The organism is Pseudoxanthomonas sp. LH2527 (assembly GCF_022539275.1).
GTDB lineage: Bacteria > Pseudomonadota > Gammaproteobacteria > Xanthomonadales > Xanthomonadaceae > Pseudoxanthomonas_A.
Window position 1 is genome coordinate 62,692 of record NZ_JAKZBW010000007.1, and the last position, 21,036, is coordinate 83,727.

A 21,036-nucleotide genomic window follows, 5' to 3' on the forward strand; every position below is an offset into this window, starting at 1 on the left:
CGACGGTGACGGTGCCGACGCTGACGGACACGATCGCCGAAGGCAACGAGACGGTGTTGGTGACGGTGGGTGCGGGCACGGGTTACACCGTGGGTCCGAATGCCACGGCCACGGGCACGATCACGGACGTGGCGCCGACGCTGACGGTGAACATCACCGGCACGCCGACGGCGGCGGAAGGCGCTGACCTGGTGTACACGGTGGAACTGACCGGTGGCACCTCGACGCAGGACATCGTGATCCCGCTGACGTATGCGGGCACGGCCACGCCGGTGCTGGACTACAACAACCAGCCGGTGAGCGTGACGATCCCGGCCGGTCAGACGACGGCGACGGTGACGGTGCCGACGCTGACGGACACGATCGCCGAAGGCAACGAGACGGTGTTGGTGACGGTGGGTGCGGGCACGGGTTACACCGTGGGTCCGAATGCCACGGCCACGGGCACGATCACGGACATTACTCCCGCCCAAAGCCTTTCCAAGGCCATGACCGGCAACACCGACGCGGACAGCAGTGGCACGGTGAGCGTGGGTGACGTGCTGACCTATACGATCACCATGAGCAACACGGGCGGAATCGCCCTGACCAACGTGACGGTGAGCGATCCGTTGACCACGCCGAGCAGTGTTACTTGCGCGAGCGTGGCGCCGGGTGCGACCTGCCAGCTGGTGGGTACGTACACGGTGACCCAGGCCGACGCGGATGCAGGCACGATCCGAAACACGGCGGTGGTGACCAGTCCGATCTGCCCGGCGGGCAGCACGAATCCGACATGCACGACGACAATCGACACCCCGGTGCCGCAGACCCCGTCGCAGACCCTGGTGAAGGAACTGACCGGCGACAGCACGGGCGGTGACGTCGCGGTGGGCGACGTGCTGACCTACACGGTGACGCTGAGCAACACGGGCAACACGACCCTGACCAACGTGGTGGTGAGCGATGCGCCGATCACGCCGAACAGTGTGACTTGCGCGAGCGTGGCGCCGGGTGCGACCTGCCAGCTGGTGGGTACGTACACGGTGACCCAGGCCGACGCGGATGCAGGCACGATCCGCAACACGGCGGTGGTGACCAGTCCGGTCTGCCCGGCGGGCAGCACGGATCCGACGTGCACGACGACCATCGATACGCCGGTCGCCAATCCCGTTGTGTCGTTCAGCAAGTCGGTCACCCTGCCGGTCGGCCAGACCGAAGTCTCGGTCGGCGACACGCTGGCCTACACGCTGCAGGTTGTGGTGGCCGATGCGGCCACCACGGCGCCGCTCACGCTGACCGATACGCTGGGCAATGGCCTGACGCTGGGCACGGTGACGGCAGGCGACTTCAGCTGCGGTACCGGCAATCCGCTGGTGTGCACGTTGCCGGCGGGCACGGTCCCGGGTACGTACGTCGTGGCCTACACGGCGATCGTCAACGAACTGGCCACGGGCTTCGTGCGCAACACCGTGGTCGCCACTGGCGACGATGCACCGACCTGCCAGGGCGCCTGCCAGACCGAAACGATCGTGACGGAACCCCTGCCGGCCATCATCAGTTACGGCAAGTCGGTCACGTTGCCGGCAGGCAAGGTCGAAGTCGTGGCGGGTGACGTGATCACCTACACGCTGACCACCACAATCGCGGCGGCGCCGACGTCCGGCGTGCTGACCCTGACCGACACGCTGGGCAACGGCCTGACGTTCGGTGCAGTGACCAGTGCCGGCGCCTACGCCTGCTCGGGCACCCAGCCGCTGGTCTGCACGCTGCCGACCGGCACGGCGCCGGGCGTGTACGAGGTGAGCTACACCGCCACGGTGAACGCCCAGGCGTCCCAGGTGGTCCGCAACAGCGTGGTCGGCAGCAGCGACGACAACCCGATCTGTGCGACGGATTGCGATGTCGAGACGCCGGTCGCCGCGCCGATCATCATGGTCAACAAGAGCGCCGATCCGGCCAACGGCACCACCGTCGAACCGGGCCAGGTGATCACCTACGTGCTGTCCGTCGAGGTCGGCCAGTCGGCCACCCGGGCGGCGGTGACGCTGGTCGATACCCCCGGCACGGGCCTGACGCTGGGCGCGATGCCTGCGGGCTGCGCGTACAACGGCACCACGATGACCTGCACCTTGCCGGCCGGTACGGCGGTGGGCATGCATACGTTCACCTACACCGCGACCGTCGATGCCTCGGCAAACGGCCGCGTGTCGAACGTGGTCGTGGCGAGCAGCGGTGATCCGACCGGCGACCCGCCGACCTGCCAGAGCTGCAGCACCGAGCACCAGGTCGACCTGCCCGAGATCCGCCTCAGCAAGACGGCGGGTGCGCGCGAAGTGAAGATCGGCGACCTGGTCCGCTACACGCTGACCGTCGAAAACGTGGGCAGCACCGACCTGGTCGGTGGCCGCATCACCGATACGCCGCCGGCGGGCTTCACCTATGTCGAAGGCTCGCTGCTGGCCGGCGATGCCGATCGGATGGCGACGGTGTCGGGCAGCCAGCCGATCCGCATCGAAGGCGTGGACGTGCGTGCGGGCGAAACCGCCACGCTGGTCTACGTGATGCGCGTCGGTGCCGGTGTCCGCCCGGGTACGCACGTCAACCAGGCGCAGGCGCGTTCGGGGACCGATGATCCGGTCTCCAACGTGGCCACAGCGGAAGTCGTGCTGACGGCCGATGCCCTGATCGACGACAGCTTGCTGATGGGTACGGTCTTCAACGACCGCGATGGCGACGGTTGGCAGGACAGCGCTGCGTTGAGTGGCGTCAAGGTGCAGGGCGGCTTCGCGCCGGGCGCCTACATCGCCAACTCCACCACGGTGGACCGTGGCGCCGGCCCGCAACCGGAGCCGGATGCCAGCTCGCCGATGCTGCATGGCATCGCGGTGGGTGCGATCGCGGGTCGCCAGTCGGTGGCCGAGCCGGCCGACGCGCAGGAAGTGGTGATCCGCCAGCGCCTGAGCGAGGCCAGCTTCACCGACGACTTCGTGCTGACCAGCGACCAGGGCGTCACCGTGCGCATGGATGCGGCAGGCAATACCCGCGTCGAGCAGTCCGGCGATGCGGCCAAGGGCCTGAATGCCGCCACGCCGACGGTCGAGCGCCGCGTGTCGCAGGGTGAGGGCGGCTATGTGGTCGACTACATCATCCGCAACACCGGCATCGACGAGCGCGGCATCCCCGGCGTGCGCATCGCCTCGGTGGAAGGCCTGCTGATCGAAACCGACCAGTACGGCCGCTACCACCTGGCCGGCATATCGGGCGGTGCGTGGGAGCGCGGTCGCAACTTCATCCTGAAGGTCGACCCGTCCACGTTGCCGGCCGGTGCAGAGTTCACCACCGACAACCCGCTGCTGCGCCGGATCACCCCCGGTGTGCCGGTCCGCTTCGACTTCGGCGTGAAGTTGCCGGAGCAGGTGATCGAAGGCGGCGTCGAGCAGGTCGAGCTGGAGCTGGGTGAGGTGTTCTTCGCCCCGGGCAGCGCCGAAGTGCGTGCGCAATACCTGCCGGTCATCGACGCGATGGCCGCGCAGGTGCGCAAGCACCAGGGCGGCGAAGTGGTGATCAACGCCAACGGCGACAGCGAAGGCCTGGCCTTCCAGCGTGCCGAGGCGGTGAAGACGGCGCTGCTGGCCAAGCTGGACGACCAGGCCGCGAAGGCGCTGGTGGTCAGCGCACGCGGCAATGTCGACGACCCGGGTTCGCTGGTCGTGGGCGTCGACGAGGGCGGTGCGCTGCTGGGCACCGTGCTGTTCGACACCGACAAGTCCGCGATCCGTCCGGCGTTCGGGCCGCTGTTGGACGCCATCGCGGCGTCGCTCGAGAAGCGCGGTGGCGGCAGCATCGCCATCGTCGGCCACACCGACCTGCGTGGTTCCCATGCGTACAACACGGCGCTGGGCATGCGTCGTGCCAAGGCCGTCTACGACGCCATCGCCGCGCGTCTGAGCCCGGAGGTGCGCGCCAAGGTGCGCGTGGACGCGAGCAACGATCCGACCGCCCCTGTCGGCGTGCGCAAGTGAGGGGGCCGATCATGAAGAAGCGTATGAAGATGAAGCTGCTGGACTACACGCTGATCGGCCTGCTCGCCGGTACCGCGCCCCTTGCCGTGGCGCAGACATCGGCGCCCCCCGCGCAGGGCGGCGGCGCTGCCGCAAAGCCGGTCGACTGCCAGGACGAGGGCTGCAGCAGCGAGGACGGGCTGCTGTTCCGCCTGCGCACGCGCAGCTACGACAGGCCCGTGACCCAGGGGACCGATGCGGGGTCGTCTTCCGACGCCCTGCAGCCGGATCGCCGCGTCAGCGTGGCGACCGAGCAGCCGGGCAAGGCGACGGCGATGGGCAAGTTCTCCATCGACCTGCCGGGCGGCGGGGTCATCTGGGCGACGGAAGATCCCACGTTGGGACAGCCGGAGCTGTCGGTGTCCGCACCCACGATGGTGGCCTTCGACGGGCAACGCATCACCAAGCCCGTGCAGTTCTATGTGCGCGGCAACTATCCGGCCTTCATCAAGCGCCTGGAGATTTCGGTCTACCGCAGCAGCGACGCCGACCTGATCGAACCCATCGCCACCGTGCCGATGGACGTCGCGGCGGTCAGCCATGCGGACTGGGACGGCGCGCTGCCGTCGAAATACCCGTTCCGCAAGGGCGATGAACTGGTCTACGTGCTGCGCGCCTATGGCGAAGGCGACAGCTTCGACGAGACCTATCCGCGCACGCTGCAGCTGGTGTCGCCGGAAGAGGCCGAGCGCGGCACCGATCTGCTCCGCGGCAGCGTAGAGCGCTCGCTGGGCACCGCGCTGAGCGGCGAACAGGCGCAGGCGCAGAGCCTGCTGGACAACGTGTTCGCCGACAACGGCCTGCGCCAGCAGAACATCCCGCTGTACGGCTCGCGCATCCGCATCCAGGGCCGCAACATTCCCGAGCGTGGCCAGCTGACGATCAATGGCGAAAGCTATCCGGTCGACCTGGAGCGCAAGTTCGTGGCCGAATACCTGGTCCCGGTCGGCAGGCACCGCTTCGACATCGGCGTGGGCGGCGGCGAAGGTACGCCGTCGGCCAAGCCTGGCTACACGCTGGACGTCGACGTCACCGGGCGTTACTTCTTCGGCGTCGGCCTGGCCGATGTGACCATCGCGCAGAACAAGGTCAGCGGTTCGGACGCGGCGTTCGCCAACGACACCCGGTACCAGGACGACGTCATCAGCGACGGCCGCCTGGCGTTCTACGGCAAGGCCAAGTACGCCGGCAAATACCTGGTCACGGCGCAGGCCGACACCACCCAGCGCGACCTGGAGCGCCTGTTCGACGGCTTCACCGAGGCCGATCCGCAGGACATCTTCCGCCGCCTCGACCCGGATCTCTACTACCCGGTCTACGGCGACGATTCCACGACGTACCGCGACGTGGACACGATGGGCCGGTTCTACCTGCGCGTGGACTGGGACAAGAACCAGGCGTTGTGGGGCAACTACAGCACCGGCATCACCGGCACCGAGTACGCGCAGTACCAGCGCTCGCTGTACGGCGCGGCGCTGAACTGGCGCTCCAACGCGACCAACCGCTGGGGCGATCCGGGCAGCGAACTGCGCGTGTTCGGCTCGCAGGCGGAAACCGCGCCGGGCCACAACGAGTTCATCGGTACCGGTGGCAGCCTGTACTACCTGCGGCATACCGACCTGCTGCCGGGCTCGGACGTGGTGACGCTGGAAATCCGCGACCTGACCACCGGCCGCACGGAGAACCGCGTGGTCCTGCAACGCGGCGCGGACTACGAGATCGACGAACTGCAGGGGCGCGTGCTGCTGACCCGTGCGTTGGCGCAGATCACCCGCGAGAACATCCCCACGCTGACGCGCGACGCGCCGCTGGACGGCTTCGAGCAGCGGCTGATCGTGGACTACGAATGGGTGCCGTCCGGCTTCGATGCCGACGATGTCAGCGCGGGCTTCCGCGGCAAGCACTGGTTCGGCAACCACGTCGGCGTCGGCGCGACCTACGTGCAGGAAAACCGCGCGGGCGAGGACTACACCCTGGCCGCGGGCGACCTGACCCTGCAGGCGGGCAAGGGCACCTACCTCAAGGCCGAATACGCGCAGACCGAATCGTTCGGTGCGCCGGTGTTCTTCTCCGACAACGGCGGCCTGAGCTTCATCCAGCAGAACGACACCGCACTGTTCCGCGAGGGCGAGGCCAAGTCGTTGGAAGCGCGGGCCAACTTCAAGGAACTGGGCTGGACGGAACAGGACTGGAGCGTGGGCGCCTGGTGGCGCAACACCAGCGCCGGCTATTCCATCTCCCGCTACGACACCGGCCGGCCGGTGACCGAGTACGGCGCCGAGCTGCTGGGCCAGTTCACGCCCAACCTGGGCCTGTACACGCGTTACACCCGCGCCGAGAGCGGTGCGGAATCGCTGACGCAGGCGCAGGCCACGCTGGAGTGGCGCGTCAACGACGCCAGCACGTTCAGTGCCGAGCTGCGCCGCGTGGACCAGGAAGGCGCCTCGGCCGATGCCGCCGGCACGCTGGGCGCGCTGAAGTACCTGCACCGCTTCGGCAGCACGCTGGAGCTGTACGGCATCGGGCAGGTGACGCTGGATGACGACGGCGGCCAGTACGCCGACAACAACGCGCTGACGCTGGGCGGCAAGTACCTGTACGGCAACCAGTCGTCGGTGGGTGCGGAAGTCACCACCGGCGATCGCGGCGAAGGCGCCACCGTCAACGCCGAGCATCGCCTGACCGCGGAGCATTCGGTCTACGGTGCCTACACCTACTCCACCGACACCACCGATTACGAGTCGCTGTTCAACCGCAGCGCGCAGAATGGCTGGACGCTGGGCCAGCGCTGGCGCCTGTCCAACCAGGTCAACCTGTACAACGAAAGCCAGTTCCTGAAGGAGCGCAACGAGTCGGGGCTGGCGCACACGTTTGGCATGGATTTCTATCCGGCGCAGGGCTGGAACCTGGGCTTCACGCTGTCCGATGGCGAGCTCACCAACACCGCCGGCGGCAACATTGACCGGCGCGCCATCAGCATCTCCGGCGGCCGCACCTCAGCGGACACCGACTGGCAGAGCAAGCTGGAATGGCGCGAAGACCAGGGTGCCGAGCAGCGCGAGCAGTGGGTCAGCACCCACCGCCTGACGCACAAGATCAACGAAAGCTGGCGCATCGCCGCGCGCCTGAATTACGCCGACACCGAGGACGAACTCGATCCGCTGGCCAGCGCGCGTTTCATCGAGGGCAACGTCGGCTTCGCCTACCGTCCCTGGAACAACCAGCGCTGGGGCCTGTACGGCCGCTACACCTACCTGTACGACCTGGCCACGCTCGGCCAGGTGGGCGGCGCGGATTACGACCAGAAGTCGCAGATCCTCTCGTTCGAGGGCGTGTACAAGCTGGACCAGCGCTGGGAGTTCGCCGGCAAGCTGGCGCGTCGCGAAGGCGAAGTGCGGCTGGGGCGCGGCACCGGCGCATGGCTGGATTCGGCCACCACCTTCGGTGCGGCACAGGTGCGCTACGACCTGCGCACGAAGTGGCACGCGCTGGCGGAATACCGCTGGCTCGATGTCGACGATGGCGGTACGCGCCAGGGTTTCCTGGTGGGCGTCGATCGCGACCTCGGCAAGAACTTCCGCATCGGTGTGGGCTATAACTTCACCGAGTTCAGCGACGACCTGACCGACTTCGATTACGACCACAAGGGCTGGTTCCTCAACCTGGTCGGTACCTACTGACAGGTGTCCCGCGGGCGGGCAATCCCCGCCCGTTTCGCGGCCGGCGTCCACGCCGGCCCTCGCGTCAGGACGATGAGGGCGGTGGTGCGTCTGGCGATGCCGCGGCCGGCGTGGTCGCCGGTGGCTGGTAGCGCCGGATCAGCGCGTCGCGGATCATCACGGTGGTGGCATGCCCGGCGCCCAACTGGCGGCGGGCTTCCACCAGTGCGTCCTGCAGCAGGGTTTCCGCCTGGCGCCGGTCGGCGGCCGGAACGGAGCCGGCGCGATCCAGCAACGCCTGCGCCAGCCAGAACCTGGCGCTGGGCGCGGGCCACTGGCGTTGCCGCGCGGCATGCACGGATTCCCGCAGCAGGCCGATGGCTTCCTCCCGCAATGCGCGCGCTCCATCTGCCGTGGCCGTGTTGGCCAGGGCCAGCAGCGCGCGCGCGCGCGTTTCCTTGGCGCCGAGCGTGGCGGGATGGCGCGGGCCCAGCGTCTGCTCGAGCAGCGTGACCGCCTGCGTGGACAGCGCGAGGCCCTCGCGCGCGTCGCGGCGCATGGCCACGCGGGCCTCCAGCCAGAGTTGCTGGGCGTATTCGGGGTGGCCGGTGTCGTAGGCCTGCGCGATGGCCTGGCGTGCCGCCTGCAGTGCGGCGTCGCTGACCGCTTCGGCGTCGGGTCCCAGCTCGGCGGCCTCCAGCTGCAGGCGCAGGCTGCGGGCGGTGTCGGGGTGCGTCGCGCCAAGGCGCTGGCGGCGGTCGGCGAGCAATGACGCGGCCAGGCGCGCGGCTTCCGGCGGTCGCTGCTGCAGGAGCAACAGCGACAAGCGTGCCTCGTCGATGTCGTCGGCCAGAACGGACGCGTCCCGCGGCGCGGCGGCGGCGGCGTCCTGCAGGTCGCGCTCGGCGGCGGCCAGATCGAACAGTTGCAGATGCCACTGGGCGCGCAGCAGGAGCAGCGTGGCGCGTGCCGCCAGCGCGCTTTGCGCCATCGCGCCGTCGGTGCTTTCCTGCGCGAAGGCGAGCGTGTTGAAGGCGCTGTCGTACTCGGCCAGCCCCCAGTGCGCGCGGGCCAGTTCGACCAGCAGGCCGAGCGTGGCCGGGTCGGCGGCCGGTTGCGCGCCGGCCGACTGCGCCAGGCCGCGCGTGGCGATGTCGCGCGCCTCCGCATGCCGGGCCTGGAGGTTGAGCAGCATCGCCAGCATGGCCTGGGTGTCGGCGGACGCCGCAGGATCGTCCGCCAGCAGGCGATGGGCTTCGCCGGCCAGCGCGAGGGCATGGGCGTAGTCGCCGAGCGCGGCATAGCTGCGCGCCAGGGACGCCATCGCCCGTGCCTTGATCGCCGGGTTCGAGCGCAGCGGCAGGTCGCGCAGCTGCTGCTCGGTGAGTTGCAGCATGTGGCGCGAGGACGGGCGTGCGTCGGCCAGGCCCGACAGCGTCACCGCACCCAGCGTCTGCTCGAACACCGCGGACACGGCCTGCATGTCGCGCAGCTCCTGGCGGTCGCGGACGTAGGACCAGCCGACCACGCTGGCGCCCCCGGTCGCTACCAGGACCACGCCACCGGCGAGCATGCAGGCCAGCGCATTGCGATGCACGAAGCGCCCGGCCACGTAGGCGCGACCGCCGCCGCGGGCCATCACCGGACGTCGTGCCAGCCAGCGCTGGAGATCATCGATCAGCGCATCGACGCTGGCATAGCGGTCCGCAGGGGCATGCGCGACGGCCTTCAGCGCAATGGCATCCAGGTCCCCGCGCAGGCGCTCCTGCAGCCGGCGCGGGCTGCGCAGGGCGCGTTGCCAGGCGGTGTCGGCCGAGGCCGTCGACGCCAGCGCCGAGGGTGCCCTGGCCGGTGCAGCGGCCGGGCGGCCGAGCAGGCCGGCGTGCAGCGGCTGCAGCGGGCGCGGCCAGTCGCCGACCAGCAACTGGTACAGCATCACGCCGATCGAATAGATGTCGCTGGCCGCCGTGGCGATGCCGCCGGCAAGCACTTCCGGCGCCGTGTAGCCGTTGGTGATGGCAAGGCGCGGCACGTGGTCGCCGTCCAGGCCGTCGATCATCGCCGACAGTCCGAAGTCGATCAGGTGCACGCGGCCATCGGCCGACACCAGCATGTTGCAGGGCTTGATGTCCTGGTGCAGCACGCGCCGGCCGTGCGCGTAGCGCAGTGCCTGGCAGGCCTGCAGCAGCAGGCGGACGCGCGCGGCCAGCGGGAGGCGGTGCTGGTTGGCGTACACGTCCATGGCCGTGCCGTGCACCAGGCGCATGGCGAACCAGGGCCGCCCGTCTTCCTCGACCCCGCCGTCCAGCAGTTGGGCGATGTGCGGATGATCCAGCTGCGCCAGATGGGTGCGCTCGCGCATGAAGGCGTCGATCAGCGCCGGCGTCGACATCTCGGCCCGCATGCATTTCAGCGCGACCTGCTTCTCGTACTGGCCATCGGCGCGGCTGGCCTCGTAGACCGTGCCCATGCCGCCGGATTCGAGCACGCGGTCGATCCGCCACGGGCCCAGCCGGTTGCCGATGCGGTCGATCGCCGCGTCCACGTCATGGCCGGCCTGCGCCCCGACCAGGGTGTCGAAGGCGACGTCTTCCAGCGGGTGCGCGGCGGCATCCGCCGCCAGCAGCCGCAGCAGTGCGTCATGCAGCGCAGGCTCGCGCGCCTTCAGCCGCTTCAGGGCGACGGCGCGTTGCGGTGGCGCGAGTTCGGCGTACTCGTCGAACAGCGCCAGTGCGCGGACTTCCAACTCGGACATCGTCGACGGTCGGTAGAAGGCGGGATGCCACACGCGCCGGCAGTCTGGCGACCATGGCCCGATGACGAGAGGGTATCGCGCTTCGCGCCGTGGCGGAGAGCAGGGAGGGGTGGCGCGCCTGGAGGGATTCGAACCCCCGACCAATGGCTTCGGAAGCCACTACTCTATCCGGCTGAGCTACAGGCGCACGGGACCGGCATTCTAGCCGCAAACCGGTGCCGATGGCCCGATTCGGCCCGAGCGCTGCAGGAACCGGCCCGGCGGGCGGGCCTGCTACCCTTTCCGGCATGGGATACGAGCGTTTCGAAGCGGCGGGCCCGCCGCGCTGGCGGGAGCGGCTGGGCCAGTACTGGAAGCTGGTGCGTGGCGACCGGCCGATCGGCGTGCTGCTGCTGCTGTGGCCGACGTGGTGGGCGCTGTGGCTGGCGGCTGATGGAATACCGCCGGCGTGGACGCTGTTCGTGTTCACCGCCGGGGTGTGGCTGACGCGTTCGGCGGGGTGCGTGATCAACGACTACGCGGACCGCTGGCTGGATCCGCAGGTGGAACGCACGCGCGGGCGTCCGCTGGCGACCGGCGCGGTCTCCGGGCGCGAAGCCCTGGTGGTGTTCGCCGTGTTGATGCTGGCGGCGTTCGCGCTGGTGCTGACGATGAATCGGCTGACCGTGTGGCTGAGTGTGGTGGGCCTGTTCCTGGCGGCCAGCTACCCCTACCTGAAGCGCCATACCTACCTGCCGCAGGTCTACCTAGGGCTGGCGTTCGGCTGGGGCATCCCGATGGCGTTCGCCGCCGTGCAGGGCGAGGTGCCGACGGTGGCCTGGGTGCTGTACGGCGCCAACATCCTGTGGGCGACCGCTTACGACACTTGGTACGCGATGGTCGACCGCGAGGACGACATCCGCGCCGGGTCGAAATCCACCGCCATCCTGTTCGGCGATCTCGACCTGGCGATCCAGGGCGTGCTGTACGCGCTGGTGCTGGTGGCGCTGTACCTGGTCGGCGATCAGGCCGGCTTGGGTGCGTACTACTGGGCGGGCCTGGGCGTGGCGGCGATGCTGGCCGCGTGGGAGTTCGTCATGGCCCGTCATCGCGAGCGCCAGGCGTGCTTCCGCGCCTTCCTGCACAACAACTGGATCGGTGCGGCGGTGTTCGCCGGACTGGCGCTGGATCTTGCCCGCTGAGCGGTGCCGCACGTTCAGGGTGTCCCCGCAAGAGTGTGATAGTGTTCACACTTATCGATGTGACATCACGTAACGCACGGCATGACAAAACACAACAGGGGCACGGGAATCTTCGCATTCCCGCTGAAGGAGTGCGGGCGTTGGTGGGTCGGCGTGGTGCTGGCGATGTGCATGGCCAATGCAGCGGCGCAGACCGTACGCTGGGAAGACTATCGCGGCAATGATCGTGTCGGCACGGTGTACACCGGCCCGGCAGGTGCGCCGACGTTCGCCAACAACACCGGCACCGGTGCGGCACGCCTGAACGCCTTGCGCGCGATCGCGGCCAATCCCGCCAATGCGGTGCGCTCCGGCACGGCGGCGGACATCAACTATCGGCAGGCCGCCAACCATCTCTGCAACATGGATTCGCCGGCCGCCAGCGTCGCGTCCTGCAGCCTGCAGGCGATGGGGCGCGTGTCGTATGCGCTGATCCAGTTCCCGCTCGCGGGCAGCTACAACGTCAGCATCGCGAACGACGACAACGTGGAAGTGGGATTCTCCAGCGACTACGCCAACACCTCCTACCGCAGCGCGTCTTACGACGTACCCGTCGGCACGGTCAACGACTACACGGCGAACGAGAACACCTACGTCAGCCTCGGGAACTTCACCGCCGCCAATGCCAACAGCTGCGCGCTGGTGCGCGTGTACTGGCTGAACCACGGAGGCATCAACTTCGCCCGGTTGCGGTGGACGCCGCCCGGCAGCGCCACCCCGGTCATCATCCCGGCCAGCGCTTTCCGCGACCCCGCCGCCGCTGCCAGTGCGAACGGCTGCAACGGCTCCATCACCGGCAACGGCACCACCATCACCCTGAACAAGGCGCTGGGCGCACCGCGCGCCGCCGCCAGCGACCAGTTCACCGTACAGATCGGCACCACCTTGGCGGGCGGCACCGTGCGCGAAGCCACCACCTCCGGTGCCGGCGTCGGCCAGCAGGCCAGCACGGGCGCGCTGGCAGTGACCACCGGGACGACCTACTACCTGCGCGACACCATGGTGGCCGGCAGTGCGTCCACGCTGGCCGGTGCGTACACGGCCTCGATCAGCTGCACGCGCAATGGCACGGCGTTCACCCCGGCAGGCGCATCGCCCACCTGGAACGTCACGCCGGCTGCCAACGACCAGATCGTCTGCACCATCACCAATACCGCGCGCCCGATCCTGCGGCTCAGCAAGGAACTGCCCGACGGCCGGCTGCTGGCGACGGACCAGTTCACGCTGGCCATCGCCGGTAGCGGTGCAGGTGCCAGCGCGTCGGTGACGACCACGGGCGCCACCAATACCCCGACGCAGACGGCCATCGTCGGCCCGGCGACGGCGGGCGCCAGCTATACCTTTTCCGAAACCGGGGCCGGCGGCGCCAACCTGGCCGACTACACGACGACCTACTCCTGCAGCAACGCGCGCAGTGGCGGGTCCGCACCCAGCGGCAGCGCGACCTCCTTCACTTTTTCGCCGGTGGCGGGCGACCAGCTGAGCTGCGTCTTCCGCAACGTGCGCATCCCGCGCACCGACGTGTCCATCGTCAAGGCCGCCAGTCCCACGACGGCCCAGTCCGGCAGCGTGGTGACCTACACCCTCACTGCCAGCAATCCCGGCCCCAGCGCCGCCAACGGGACGATCATCCGCGACACGCCGGGTACCGGCCTGGACTGCGCCGATCCCGCGACCACCGCCGTGTGTGCCGCTTCGGGCGGGGCGAGTTGCCCGGGCGCCACGGTCCCGGTGGCCAACCTGACCGGACCTGCCGGCGTGGGCATTCCGACATTCCCCGCGGGCGGACAGGTCGTGCTGACGCTGCAGTGCCGGGTCACCGCGAGCGGCCTGACCCCCTGAGGTAGCGCATGCCCTCAGGGCACGCGCGCGCAGACCCAGGCATCCACGCGTGTCGCGCCCGCCGCGAGCAGGGCGCGGGCCGCCGCGTGCAGGGTGGCGCCGGTGGTCATGACATCGTCGAGCAACACGACGTGCCCGGGCGGCACGCACTGCGGCGGCACCGCAAAGGCACGGGCGACATTGCGTTGCCGCTGTACGGCGTCGAGCTCGGACTGCGGCGCGGTCGGTTGCACGCGCTGCAGCAGCTCCGGCCGCAGCGGCAGGGCGAGCCGGGCCGCCAGCGGGCGGGCCAGTTCCAGCGCCTGGTCGTAGCCGCGCTCGCGCACGCGTTGGGCGTGCAGTGGCACCGGCACGATCGCGTCCGGCCGCGGCGCCGAAGACAGCGCGCCCGCCATCAGCTCGGCCATCAGCCGCCCGGCGGCCAGGTCGCGATGGAACTTGAAGCGCGGCACCAGCCGGTCCAGCGGGAACCCGTAAACGAAGACCGCCTGCGTCCGCGTCAGCACCGGGGGTTTGCGCAGGCAATCGCCGCAGTCGCCGGCGGCCGCCATCGGTACTCCGCAGCGCGGGCACGCACTCGCATTCCAGGGCAGCCGTTCGATGCAGGAACGGCACAGATCGGCGCCGTTGCTGCCGGTTTCGCGGCAGATCAGGCAGCGGGGCGGGAACAGCAAGCGGATGGCGCGACGCCATCCGCCGTCAACTCTCGATGCATCCATGCGGTTGACAGGGCAGGGCCCGGTTTCCAGACTTCCCCGACTGTATTCCGCCGAGGCCACGATGTCCGCACACATTTCCACCGATCCGCCGGTCGTGCGCCATGACTGGCGACGCGACGAGCTGCTGGCCTTGTTCGACCTGCCGTTTCCCGCGTTGCTGCATCGGGCCTCGACGGTGCATCGCGCCCATTTCGATCCGGCGGAGGTCCAGGTCTCGACCCTGCTGTCGGTCAAGACCGGCGGCTGCCCGGAAGACTGCGCCTACTGCCCGCAGGCGCAGCGCTACGACACCGGCGTGAATGCGCAGAAGCTGATGGATGCCGATGAGGTGCTGGCCAGGGCGGCGCAGGCCAAGGCCGCCGGCGCCTCGCGCTTCTGCATGGGGGCGGCATGGCGGTCGCCGAAGGACCGCGACATCCCCAAGGTGGCCGAGATGATCCGCGGCGTCAAAGCGCTCGGGCTGGAAACCTGTGCGACGCTCGGCATGCTCAGCGGCCAGCAGGCGCAGGCGCTGAAGGACGCCGGGCTGGACTACTACAACCACAACCTGGACACCGCGCCGGAGTTCTACGGCGACGTGATCCGCACGCGCGAGTACCAGGATCGCCTGGACACGCTGTCGCACGTGCGCGATGCCGGCATGAAGACCTGCTGCGGCGGCATCGTCGGCATGGGCGAGTCGCGCGACCAGCGCGCCGGCCTGCTGCAGGCGCTGGCCAACCTGCCCGCGCATCCGGATTCGGTGCCGATCAACCGGCTGGTGCAGGTGGCCGGTACGCCGTTGCACGGCACCGCCGAGCTGGACCCGTTCGAGTTCGTCCGCACCATCGCCGTCGCCCGCATCGTCATGCCGGCCTCGATGGTGCGGCTGTCGGCGGGCCGCGAGGCGATGAGCGACGAACTGCAGGCGCTGTGCTTCCTGGCCGGGGCCAACTCGATCTTCTACGGCGAGAAGCTGCTGACCACCGGCAACCCGGATACGGCGCGCGACCAGGCGCTGTTCTCCCGCCTGGGGCTGCGGCCAATGGCGGTGCAGGTGGAAAACGTGCACGACCATCACAGAACCGATGCCCCGGGCAGCGGTACGGTGCATGCCGACATCACCCGTCCCGAGCCGTCCTGCGGCCGGGCGGCGTAAGTCGGGGCAACAGGGGGCAGTAGCGGACGCAGCACGCTGGCGCGGAAACGCGGGCCGGCGTGTCGTCGTCGCTGCCCGCCATGCGCCCCGGCGCCCTCCCATGCCAGGCCCGTCGACATGACCCGCACCGACCTGCACGACCGCATCCTTGCCCAGCGCCAGCAGCGCATCGCGTTGGGCCGGCAGCGGACGCGCCGCACCATCACCCGCCGCGACGGCGTGCGCGTCGAGGTCAATGGTCGCTGGCTGACCGAGTTCAGCAGCAACGACTACCTGGGCCTGGCGCAGCAGTTCGAAGTGACCAATGCGCTGCAGGACGCGGCCGCGCGCGAAGGCGCCGGCGCCGGGGCGTCGCACCTGGTCAGCGGCCACCACGCGGCGCATGAAGCGTTGGAGCGCGACATCGCCGACTGGCTGGGCTACCCGCGCGCCCTGCTGTTCGGCAGCGGCTTCCTCGCCAACCTCGCCGTGCAGCAGGCGCTGCTGGAAGACGGCGACGTCTGCGTGCAGGACCGGCTCAACCACGCCAGCCTGCTCGATGCCACCCGCCTGGCCGGTGCGAAGCTGCGCCGCTACCCGCACCTCGATCCCGAAGGCGCGTTGCGCCAGTTGAAGCTGCAGCCGGAGGGCGCGGCGATGCTGGCCACCGACGGCGTCTTCAGCATGGACGGCGACACCGCCCCGCTGCGCGCGCTCAGCCTGGTGGCGCGCATGCAGCAGGCGCTGTTCTTCGTCGACGACGCGCACGGCGTGGGCGTGCGCGGTCCCGAGGGCCGTGGCAGCGTGGCCGAAGCGCGCATGGGCGTGGCGGACGTGCCGCTGCAGCTGGTCACCCTGGGCAAGGCGCTGGGCGGCTACGGCGCCGTGGTGGTCGGCGACGACACGCTGATCCAGCACCTCACCGAAACCGCGCGACCCTACATCTACACCACCGCCATGCCACCCGCGCTCGCCACCGCCACGCGCACCGCCGTGAAGCATGCGCGCCGCGACCAGTGGCGCCGCGACAAGCTGCAATCGCTGGTGGACCGCTTCCGCAGCGGCGCCCAGCGTGCAGGCCTGCAGCTGATGGCGTCCGATTCGCCGATCCAGCCGGTGCTGTGCGGCACCGATGCCACCGCGCTGGCGCTGTCCGCTGCGCTGGACAGCGCCGGTTACCTGGTGCCGGCGATCCGCCCACCGACCGTGCCGGACGGCAAGGCGCGGCTGCGGGTGACGCTGTCGGCCCTGCATTCGCTGCAGGACGTGGACGGACTGGTGACGACGCTGGCGCGCTCGTGGGAAGCGGTGCAGCGCGTGCACGGCGCCGTGGCCTGAGGGCGACGCCTGCGGTTCCGGACCGCGCGCGATCGGCGACAATACGCGGCATGCATATCGAAACCCTCGGCAGCGGCCCTTCCCTGGTGCTGCTGCATGGTTGGGCGCTGCATGGCGGCGTGTTCGCGCCGCTGGTACAGCGACTGTCCGACCGCTACACACTCCATCTCGTCGACCTGCCCGGGCATGGCCACAGCCGTGACAGCGAGGTCGCGCTGACGCTGGAAGCCACCGTCGGCGCCATCCTCGCGCGCACGCCGCCGGCCGCGTGGCTGGCCTGGTCGCTGGGCGGCCTGTTCGCCCTGCACGCTGCCGCCTCGTCGCCGCAGGTGCGCGGCCTGGCGATGATCGCCGCCACGCCGCGCTTCGTGCGCGATGCGGACTGGCCGCATGCCGTGGAGGCCCGCGTGTTCGCGCAGTTCGGCGACGATCTCCGCAACGACTACGCGGGCACGCTCGAGCGCTTCCTCGCCCTGGACACGATGGGCTCCGAACACGCCCGCAGCGAGCTGCGCACGCTGAAGCACGACCTGTACGCGCGCGGCGAGCCCGCGCCGGCCGCCTTGCAACGCGGCCTGCACCTGCTCGAACACACCGACCTGCGCGCGACGCTGTCCACGCTGCCGGTGCCGAGCCTCTGGCTGGGCGGACGCCGCGACCTGCTGGTGCCGTCGAAGGCGATGCGCGCCGCGGCGGCCGTCGCACCGCATGCCACCTTCATCGAGATCGCCGGCGGCGGACACGCGCCGTTCCTCGGCCACGCCGATCGCGTGGCGATGGACCTGGATCGCTTCCTGCAATCGCTGCCGCAGGACGCGCTGGCATGAGCACCTTCGACCATCGCCATATCCGGCGTGCGTTCTCGCGTTCGGCGGCGGGCTACGACGCGGCGGCGGCGTTGCAGCACGAAGTGGAGAAACGCCTGCTGGAATCGCTGGACTACTTCCGCCTGCGGCAGGGCGATGACGCCGCCGATCCGAAGGTGGTGCTCGACGTCGGCTGCGGCCCCGCGCACGCCGCCGCCGCCATGCGCAAGCGCTGGCCGAAGGCGCAGGTGATCGCGCTGGACCTGGCGTTGCCGATGCTGCGCGAGGCGAAGAAGCAGGCCGGCTGGTGGAAACCGTTCCAGCGCGTCTGCGCCGACCTGCGTGCGTTGCCACTGGCGGAAGCCAGCGTCGACGTGCTGTTCTGCAACCTGAGCCTGCAATGGGTGGACGACCTGCCTGCCGCGTTCAACGGCTTCCGCCGCGTGCTGAAGCCCGGTGGCCTGCTGGTGTGCTCGACCTTCGGCCCCGAGACGTTGCTGGAACTGCGCGAGGCCTTCGCGCAGGCCGACGACACGCCGCATGTCAGTCCGTTCCCGCCGATCGCGCAGTTCGGCGATGCGCTGATGCTGGCCGGCTTCCGCGACCCGGTACTCGACCGCGACCGCTTCACCCTGACCTACGACGACCTGCCCGCGCTGATGCGCGAACTGCGCGCGATGGGCGCGACCAATGCCTTGCAGCGGCGCCGGCACACGCTGACCGGACGCGCGCGCTTCGCCACCGCCGCGGCCGCGTACGAGCCGTTGCGGCGCGCCGACGGCAAGCTGCCGAGCACGTGGGACGTCATCTACGCGCACGCCTGGGCACCGCCACCGGGAGCGCCCATCCGCGGACAGGGCGAAGACATCGCGACGGTGCCGCTTGCGAAGATTCCGATCAGGCGGAAAGGCGAATAGCGCCGGGATCAGGCCGTCGTGTGAAGCGGCATCCAAGTGAGTGAACTGTCATGGCTGTGGCGGCTCAAGATGACCATCCGCGCTTCTTTTCACGGACATCAGTTCCCCGTCTGATTCACCCTCAAGGAAGCCGCAGGTATATGACGCGGTTCCATCAGGGTAGATCCAGACATCGAGTATGGTCGCCGGGCTGGTGCTGCCAGTGGTCGCGGTGGCCATTGCTTCGACGACCGGAATGTTCTGTAGCAGAGCTGGCAAGATTTCCTCAGCCGCCGCTATTGCAGCTGTGCGACCTTGATCATAGATGGCGACACACACGCGAAGGCTTGGGCCACCGCCGACGCTCATAAGTGCCTCCACGTATCCCTCCGTGGGGTACTCGGCAATGATTGAGTCTGATATTGACGACATTACCGCTTACCTTTCGTCGACGCCGGATGACCACCGCACTCGCCACGGCTCACTGCACCTGCGCGTCGGCTCAAGCGCTATCGCGGCGCACCTGCCGCAACCACTCCTGCAGGTTGTAGTAGTTGGTGACGCGCGCGATGCGATCGTCGCGGATGTCGAAGAAGGCGCCGCCCGGCAGCACGTAGGTCTGCCCGTTCGCCGGCGGCAGGCCTTCGTCGGTGTGGTGGTATTCGCCCTGCACGATGTACTCGGCAGCCGCGTGCTGGCCGTCCTGGGTGACCATGACGACGATGTCGCGGAGCTGTTCGCGGTAGCTGGCGTTCATGCGGCCGAGGAAGGCCGCGAAGGCCTCGCGTCCGGTTTCGCGCGCGCCCTGGTTCAGGTCGTGCACCACGTCGTCGGTCAACATGGCCAGCATGCCTTCCCAGTCCCCGCGGTTGAAGGCCGCGTAGTAGCTGAGGACGAGTTCGGTGGCGCGGTCCTGCCGGCGCGTGCCGTCGATCTTCATGGTGGAATCCCGTGGGGTGGGTGGCAGGCGGATGATACGCCGCACCCTCAACGCGGAAGTCGATCGCGGTGGAAGAAATAGACTTCCTGCAGCAGGAAACGCCAGCGTGTGGCGAAACTGCGGAAGCGGCTGGTGGGCGTGGGCGAGCCGACCGAGCGGATGCCGAGGTCGCGGCTGATCCGCAGCGCGCGCGCCATGTGCAGCGGGTCGCTGACGATGATGACCGAGTGCAACTGGTGCTGCTGCATCAGCGTGCGCGCCTGCCGCAGGTTGTCGTGGGTGTTGCGCGACAGCGATTCGATCAGGATCGCCTTCTCCGGCACGCCCTGGCGCAGCGCGTAGCGACGCGCCACCTGCGATTCGGAGAAGCGCGCGCCCACGCCGCCGTAGCCGCCGGTGAAGATCAGCGTCGGCGCCAGCCCGCGCTTGTACAGGTCGATGCCGTGGCGGATGCGCTCCTCGAACACCGGCGACGGCTTGGCGTCGTAGGCGGCGGCACCCAACACGATGATGGCGTCGGCCGGCGCGGCGTCGTCGCGCTGTCCCACCCAGATGATGTAGGCCGCCACGCCCACCAGCCAGACCAGTGCGAGCAGCAGCAGGCGCCAAGCCCAGCCGACCAGGCCACGCCCCGACTTCCGTCGCCGCGCGCTCATGCGCCGCGCTCCCACGGCAACGCCGCCAGGTCGACATTGCCACCGGAGAGCAGCACGCCGACCTGTTGCCCGGCGAAGCGTTCCGGCTGCTGCAGGATCGCCGCCAGCGCGATTGCCGAGGACGGTTCCACCAGCAGCTTCAGGCATTGCCACAGCAGGCGCATGGCAGCCAGCGTGTCGGCGTCGGAAACGGTGACCACCTCCACCCCATGCGCACGCAGCAGGGCGAAGTTCGGTTCGCCCAGCGTGCCGCGCAGGCCGTCGCAGACGGTGTCGGGCACGAAGTCGATACGACGCTCGCCTGCCGCCAGGGAGTTGGCGGTGTCGGCAGCGCCCTCCGGCTCGGCACCGACGACGCGGCAGCCCGGCGCGGTAGCCGCCGCGGCGATCGCGGTGCCCGACAGCAGGCCGCCGCCGCCGACCGGGGCGACGACGGTGTCGAGGGGCCCCTGCGCGTTCAGCAGTTCGAGCGCCGCCGTGCCCTGGCCGGCAATCACATGCGGATGGGTGTACGGATGGATCAGGGTGGCGCCGGTGTCGGCCTGCACGCGGGCCGCGGCGGCCTCGCGGGCGTCGATGGTGGCGGCACAGGTATGCAGGTGGGCGCCGTAACGGGCGATATTGGCAAGCTTGGCCGCATTCGCGCCCTCCGGCACGACCACGTGGCAGGCGATGCCGCGCGTCTGAGCGGCCAGCGCCAGGGCCGCGCCATGGTTGCCCGAGGAATGGGTCACCACGCCGCGGGCGGCGATGGCTTCATCCAGCGCCCACACCGCGTTGCAGGCGCCGCGGAACTTGAACGCGCCGGTCCGCTGCAGCGGCTCCGCCTTGAAGTGGAGCTGGCAGCCGGCCAGCGCGTCGAGGGCACGGGAGCGCAGGACGGGCGTGGCATGAGCGTGCGGGGCGATACGGGCGGCGGCGGCGAGGACGTCGTCGAAAGTGGGCAGGAGCATCGGCATGGGGAAAGGTTAGCGCATCGTCCTGCGATGAACCTCCGCTTGTGGCCGCCGGCCAGGCCGGCAGGGTTAAGCACGGATTCAATGCC

At 69.7% G+C, this 21,036-nt stretch carries 14 protein-coding genes and 1 tRNA gene; 8 read left to right on the forward strand and 7 right to left on the reverse strand.

Annotated features, from left to right (window positions below):
• Window positions 1-4,004 (forward strand): OmpA family protein (locus tag MMG85_RS05875; RefSeq protein WP_241045182.1); only part of this gene is annotated, 4,004 nt, incomplete at its 5' end.
• Window positions 4,005-4,015: 11 nt separating this feature from the next.
• Entirely contained in the window at window positions 4,016-7,723 is a 3,708-nt protein-coding gene (locus MMG85_RS05880; RefSeq protein WP_241045183.1) for a hypothetical protein, read from the forward strand.
• 64 nt (window positions 7,724-7,787) lie between these two features.
• Here the strand turns inward: MMG85_RS05880 and MMG85_RS05885 are convergent, their stop codons facing one another.
• A complete protein-coding gene (locus MMG85_RS05885) occupies window positions 7,788-10,457 on the reverse strand; it encodes a serine/threonine-protein kinase (RefSeq protein WP_241045184.1) in 2,670 nt (889 codons plus the stop codon).
• Window positions 10,458-10,567: 110 nt separating this feature from the next.
• Window positions 10,568-10,644, reverse strand: a tRNA-Arg gene (locus MMG85_RS05890).
• Window positions 10,645-10,744: 100 nt separating this feature from the next.
• Here MMG85_RS05890 and ubiA point away from each other — a divergent pair.
• Window positions 10,745-11,638 carry a 4-hydroxybenzoate octaprenyltransferase gene (gene ubiA, locus MMG85_RS05895; protein ID WP_241045185.1) on the forward strand — a complete coding sequence of 298 codons (894 nt, stop codon included), beginning with the start codon at window positions 10,745-10,747 and terminating at the stop codon, window positions 11,636-11,638.
• A gap of 81 nt (window positions 11,639-11,719) precedes the next feature.
• Complete coding sequence (locus tag MMG85_RS05900; protein WP_241045186.1) at window positions 11,720-13,519, forward strand: DUF11 domain-containing protein; 1,800 nt, start codon at window positions 11,720-11,722, stop codon at window positions 13,517-13,519.
• 14 nt (window positions 13,520-13,533) lie between these two features.
• On the opposite strand, the gene MMG85_RS05905 is transcribed toward MMG85_RS05900, so the two are convergent.
• The gene (locus tag MMG85_RS05905; protein WP_241045187.1) at window positions 13,534-14,238 is read right to left on the reverse strand and encodes a ComF family protein; all 705 of its coding nucleotides are present in this window, start codon (window positions 14,236-14,238) and stop codon (window positions 13,534-13,536) included.
• 61 nt (window positions 14,239-14,299) lie between these two features.
• On the opposite strand from MMG85_RS05905, the gene bioB reads away from it, so the two are divergent.
• The 4 genes from bioB to bioC all read left to right on the forward strand — a co-directional run bounded on the left by bioB (window position 14,300) and on the right by bioC (window position 18,416).
• Window positions 14,300-15,376: a biotin synthase BioB gene (gene bioB, locus MMG85_RS05910; RefSeq protein WP_241045188.1), complete on the forward strand. Its 1,077-nt coding sequence runs from the start codon at window positions 14,300-14,302 to the stop codon at window positions 15,374-15,376.
• A 117-nt stretch (window positions 15,377-15,493) separates the two neighbouring features.
• Entirely contained in the window at window positions 15,494-16,693 is a 1,200-nt protein-coding gene (bioF, locus tag MMG85_RS05915; RefSeq protein ID WP_241045189.1) for an 8-amino-7-oxononanoate synthase, read from the forward strand.
• A 50-nt stretch (window positions 16,694-16,743) separates the two neighbouring features.
• Entirely contained in the window at window positions 16,744-17,520 is a 777-nt protein-coding gene (gene bioH, locus MMG85_RS05920; RefSeq protein WP_241045190.1) for a pimeloyl-ACP methyl ester esterase BioH, read from the forward strand.
• A complete protein-coding gene (gene bioC, locus MMG85_RS05925; RefSeq protein WP_241045191.1) occupies window positions 17,517-18,416 on the forward strand; it encodes a malonyl-ACP O-methyltransferase BioC in 900 nt (299 codons plus the stop codon). The genes bioH and bioC overlap by 4 nt, the downstream gene beginning before the upstream one ends.
• Before the next feature lie 48 nt (window positions 18,417-18,464).
• Here bioC and MMG85_RS05930 read toward each other — a convergent pair whose 3' ends face one another.
• The 4 genes from MMG85_RS05930 to MMG85_RS05945 form a co-directional block, all read right to left on the reverse strand.
• Window positions 18,465-18,764: a hypothetical protein gene (locus MMG85_RS05930; protein WP_241045192.1), complete on the reverse strand. Its 300-nt coding sequence runs from the start codon at window positions 18,762-18,764 to the stop codon at window positions 18,465-18,467.
• Window positions 18,765-18,897: 133 nt separating this feature from the next.
• Window positions 18,898-19,335 (reverse strand): ketosteroid isomerase-related protein, encoded by a 438-nt coding sequence (locus MMG85_RS05935; protein WP_241045193.1) that lies wholly within the window; start codon window positions 19,333-19,335, stop codon window positions 18,898-18,900.
• A 47-nt stretch (window positions 19,336-19,382) separates the two neighbouring features.
• Complete coding sequence (locus MMG85_RS05940; protein ID WP_241045194.1) at window positions 19,383-19,991, reverse strand: YdcF family protein; 609 nt, start codon at window positions 19,989-19,991, stop codon at window positions 19,383-19,385.
• Window positions 19,988-20,950 (reverse strand): pyridoxal-phosphate dependent enzyme, encoded by a 963-nt coding sequence (locus tag MMG85_RS05945; RefSeq protein WP_241045195.1) that lies wholly within the window; start codon window positions 20,948-20,950, stop codon window positions 19,988-19,990. Before MMG85_RS05945 ends, MMG85_RS05940 begins: the two co-directional genes overlap by 4 nt.
• Between the last annotated feature and the right edge of the window lie 86 nt (window positions 20,951-21,036).

Excerpts from the sequence above, each read along its gene's own strand:
- bioB (WP_241045188.1), top strand. The coding sequence starts at position 14,300 with ATGTCCGCACACATTTCCACCGATCCGCCGGTCGTGCGCCATGACTGG.
- MMG85_RS05905 (WP_241045187.1), bottom strand. The coding sequence starts at position 14,238 with ATGGATGCATCGAGAGTTGACGGCGGATGGCGTCGCGCCATCCGCTTG.
- MMG85_RS05885 (WP_241045184.1), bottom strand. The coding sequence starts at position 10,457 with ATGTCCGAGTTGGAAGTCCGCGCACTGGCGCTGTTCGACGAGTACGCC.
- MMG85_RS05935 (WP_241045193.1), bottom strand. The coding sequence starts at position 19,335 with ATGAAGATCGACGGCACGCGCCGGCAGGACCGCGCCACCGAACTCGTC.
- MMG85_RS05880 (WP_241045183.1), top strand. The coding sequence starts at position 4,016 with ATGAAGAAGCGTATGAAGATGAAGCTGCTGGACTACACGCTGATCGGC.
- bioF (WP_241045189.1), top strand. The coding sequence starts at position 15,494 with ATGACCCGCACCGACCTGCACGACCGCATCCTTGCCCAGCGCCAGCAG.
- MMG85_RS05945 (WP_241045195.1), bottom strand. The coding sequence starts at position 20,950 with ATGCCGATGCTCCTGCCCACTTTCGACGACGTCCTCGCCGCCGCCGCC.
- MMG85_RS05940 (WP_241045194.1), bottom strand. The coding sequence starts at position 19,991 with ATGAGCGCGCGGCGACGGAAGTCGGGGCGTGGCCTGGTCGGCTGGGCT.
- bioH (WP_241045190.1), top strand. The coding sequence starts at position 16,744 with ATGCATATCGAAACCCTCGGCAGCGGCCCTTCCCTGGTGCTGCTGCAT.
- bioC (WP_241045191.1), top strand. The coding sequence starts at position 17,517 with ATGAGCACCTTCGACCATCGCCATATCCGGCGTGCGTTCTCGCGTTCG.
- MMG85_RS05930 (WP_241045192.1), bottom strand. The coding sequence starts at position 18,764 with ATGAGCGTCGGCGGTGGCCCAAGCCTTCGCGTGTGTGTCGCCATCTAT.
- ubiA (WP_241045185.1), top strand. The coding sequence starts at position 10,745 with ATGGGATACGAGCGTTTCGAAGCGGCGGGCCCGCCGCGCTGGCGGGAG.
- MMG85_RS05900 (WP_241045186.1), top strand. The coding sequence starts at position 11,720 with ATGACAAAACACAACAGGGGCACGGGAATCTTCGCATTCCCGCTGAAG.